Source organism: Kitasatospora sp. NPDC023385 (genome assembly GCF_055664045.1).
On the sequence record NZ_JBVOOL010000079.1, the window covers coordinates 1 to 3914 of the forward strand.

At 74.7% G+C, this 3914-nt stretch carries 1 protein-coding gene; it reads left to right on the plus strand.

Going from position 1 to position 3914, the window contains the following annotated elements; all coding sequences use genetic code 11:
• A partial coding sequence (locus AC0B61_RS37015; protein ID WP_471746912.1) for a type I polyketide synthase occupies positions 1–3914 on the plus strand: 3914 nt, incomplete at both ends.

Consider the following 3914-nt stretch of genomic DNA (forward strand, 5'->3'; position numbering starts at 1 on the left):
CTCCGCAACCCCGTCCTCTTCCACCCCACCACCCAAACCCTCATCACCAACCACCACACCACCTTCATCGAACCCAGCCCCCACCCCGTCCTCACCGCGTCGCTCCAGGACACGGCCGACGCGGCCGGGACCGACGTCGCCGCCGTCGGTGCGCTTCGGCGCGGTCACGGCAGCCGGGCCGACCTCCTCACGTCCGCCGCGCAGGCCTGGGTGCGCGGCCTGCCCGTCGACTGGAGCGCCCAGTACCCGGGCGCACGGCGGGTGCCCCTGCCCACCTACCCCTTCCAGCGCACCCGGTACTGGCTCGACTCGCCGGCCGGGCTCGCGGCGACGGCCGGCCACGGTGGCGACGGTGGCGACGAGGAGTTCTGGGAGGCCGTGGAAGCAGCCGACGCCGACGCCGTCTCCGCGGTGCTGGGTCTGCGCGAGGACCGGCCGGACTGGTTGCGGCAGGCGCTGCCCGCGCTGGCCCGCCGGCGCGAGCAGCGCCGTGCGAGCAGCCGCCTCGACGCCCTCCGCTACGCGGTCGAGTGGGTGCCGTCGACCGGCATCGGCCGCGGCGCGCCGACCGGCACGTGGCTGGTCGTCACCGCGGACGGCGAGCACGACGCCGCGTGGGCGCAGGCGGCGCGGGACGGTCTGCGTGCGGGCGGAGCCGAGGTGGTGGAGCACCGGCTCGGCGCCGAGGACCGCGCCGCCCTGGCCGACCTGCTGCCCCGCGGCGTGGACGCGGTGCTGTCGCTGGTGGCGACCGGTGACACCGTGGCCCCGCGGCACGGTGCGGTCCCGACGGGCACGGCCGCCACGCTGACGCTGATCCATGCGCTCGCCGACGCGGGCCTGGACGTCCCGTTGTGGACCCTCACCTCGGGCGCGGTCGCGGTGGACCGGGAGGACGCCCTGCGCAACCCCGCGCAGAGCCAGGTGTGGGGCCTCGGACGGGTGGTCGCCCTGGAGCAGCCCGAACGCTGGGGCGGGCTCGTGGACCTTCCCGCGCTCCCCAGCGAGCAGGCGGTGGCCTGGCTGCTGGCCGTCCTGGCGCAGCGCAGCGAGGACCAGGTGGCCGTCCGCGGCTCCGGCACCTTCGCCCGCCGGCTGGTGCACGCCGGGGCGAGGACCCCGGTCACGGCGGAACGCCGGGCGCGCGGCACGGTGCTCGTCACCGGCGGCACCGGCGCGCTCGGCGCGCGGGTCGCCCGGCAGCTCGCCCAGGAGGGCGCCGGGCAGCTGGTGCTGGCGAGCCGGCGTGGACCGCAGGCTCCGGGCGCGGACGCGCTCGCCGCGGAGTTGCGTGAGCTCGGTGCCGAGGTCGCCGTCGTGGCGTGCGATGTGGGCGACCGGTCCGACGTGGCCCGCCTGCTCGCCGCGTTCACGGTGACGTCCGTGTTCCACACGGCGGGCGTGCTCGACGACGCGGTGGTGCACGCCCTGACCGTCGACCAGCTCGACCGGGTGCTGCGGGTCAAGGCGGAGGGTGCCCGGCACCTGCACGAACTCACCGCGGAGCTCGACGAGTTCGTGCTGTTCTCGTCGATCGCCGGCGTGCTCGGCATCCCCGGCCAGGGCGGGTACGCGCCCGGCAACGCCTACCTGGACGCGCTGGCCGAACACCGGCGTTCCCTGGGTCTGCCGGCGACGTCCTATGCCTGGGGCCCGTGGGCCGGGGACGGCATGGCCGCGGTGGGCGGCGTCCAGGACCGGCTCCAGCGCCACGGAGCCCTGCCCCTCGCACCCGAACTGGCTCTGGCGGTCCTCGCCCACGGTGCCGACGAGGACCGCGCGACCACCATGGTGGCCGACATCCACTGGGACCGGTTCCACCTGGCCTACGCCGAGGCCCGGCCGCGGCCGCTCATCGAGGGCCTTCCCGAGGTGCGCGCCCTCGTGGCGGCGATGTCCGGCAACCGCGACGAGGAGACCGCGCCGGGGCTGGCCGCTCGGGTACGGTTCCTGTCCGGGCCGCCGCGGTCGGCGGCGGTGCTCGACCTGGTGCGCGCCCAGGTCGCCGCCGTCCTGGGCCACGCCGATCCGCTGCTCGTCAACGTCGAACGGCCGCTGCGCGACCTGGGGTTCGACTCGCTCACCGGGGTGGAGCTCCGCAACCGGCTCGCGGCGGAGACCGGGGTCCGGCTGCCGTCGAGCCTGGTCTTCGACTACCCGACGGCCGTCGCGGTGGCGCGCCACGTCGAGTCCGTGCTGGTCGGTGAGGAGGAGACCGGGCCGGTCGCCGTTCCCACGCAGGCGCGTGACGACGACGATCCGGTGGTCGTCGTCGCGATGGCGTGCCGCTATCCGGGAGCCGTCGGCTCACCGGAGGACCTGTGGCGGCTGGTCGTGGACGGCGGCGATGCCATCGGGGACTTCCCCACCGATCGCGGGTGGGACCTGCAGCAGCTGCTGTCCGGGAAGCCGGGGGATCCGGGCCGCTCGGCGACCGGCCGCGGCGGGTTCCTGTACGACGTCGCCGACTTCGACGCGGACCTCTTCGGGATCTCCCCGCGCGAGGCCCTGGCGATGGACCCCCAGCAGCGGCTGCTGCTGGAAACCGCGTGGGAGACCTTCGAACAGGCGGGCATCGACCCGACGTCGTTGCACGGCAGTCGGACCGGCGTCTTCGTCGGCCTGACCTACCAGGACTACCAGTCCCGGATCACCACGCCCCCGGAGGAGCTGGAGGGCTACCTGCTGACGGGCGTCACCGCCAGCGTGGCCTCGGGCCGCATCTCCTACACCTTCGGTCTCGAAGGCCCCGCCGTCACCATCGACACCGCCTGCTCCTCGTCGCTGGTCGCCCTGCACCTCGCGGTGGAGTCGGTCCGCCGCGGCGAGTCCTCCGCGGCGCTGGCGGGTGGTGTCGCGCTGATGGCGACGCCGCACATGTTCACGGAGTTCAGCCGGCAGCAGGGTCTCGCGCCGGACGGCACGTGCAAGGCGTTCTCGTCCGATGCCGACGGGTTCGGCTCCGCGGAGGGCGTGGGCCTGGTGCTGGTGGAGCGGCTCTCCGACGCCCAACGCCTGGGCCACCCGGTCCTGGCGGTGGTGCGCGGTTCCGCCGTCAACCAGGACGGCGCGTCCAACGGGCTCACCGCGCCCAACGGGCCCTCGCAGCAGCGGGTGATCCGCCAGGCCCTCGCCAACGCCGGCCTCCAGCCCTCCGACGTGGACGCCGTCGAAGCCCACGGCACCGGAACGAAGCTCGGCGATCCCATCGAAGCCCAGGCGCTCCTCGCCACTTACGGACAGGACCGCCAACAGCCCCTGTGGCTCGGCTCGGTGAAGTCCAACATCGGCCACACCCAGGCCGCCGCCGGCGCCGCCGGCGTCATCAAGATGGTGCTGGCCATGCAGCACGGGGTACTGCCCCGCACCCTGCACGTCGACGAGCCCACCCCACACGTCGACTGGAGCACCGGCGCGGTCTCCCTCCTCACCGAACAGCAGCCCTGGCCCGACCACGACCACCCCCGCCGTGTCGGCATCTCCGCGTTCGGCGTCAGCGGCACCAACGCCCACGTCATCCTCGAGCAACCGCCCGTCACCGACGAACCCGCCGTCGCCGTACCCGACCACGGTGTCGTGCCGTGGACGCTGTCGGCGAAGACCCCCGAGGCGCTGCGCGCCCAGGCCCGGCGGCTGCTGACCCTCGACGACCCGAACCCGGCCGATGTCGGCCACTCACTGGCCACCGCACGGGCGACGCTGGAACACCGCGCCGTCGTCGTCGGTGCCACCGGTGACGAACTGCGAGCCGGCCTGGCCGCCCTCGCCGACGGATCACCGGCGGAGCAGGTCACCGAGGGCGTCGCATCGGCCGCCGGAAAGGTGGTGTTCGTGTTCCCCGGACAGGGCTCGCAGTGGCCCGGCATGGGAGCCGAACTCCTCGACACCTCCCCCGTGTTCACCCACTGGATCAA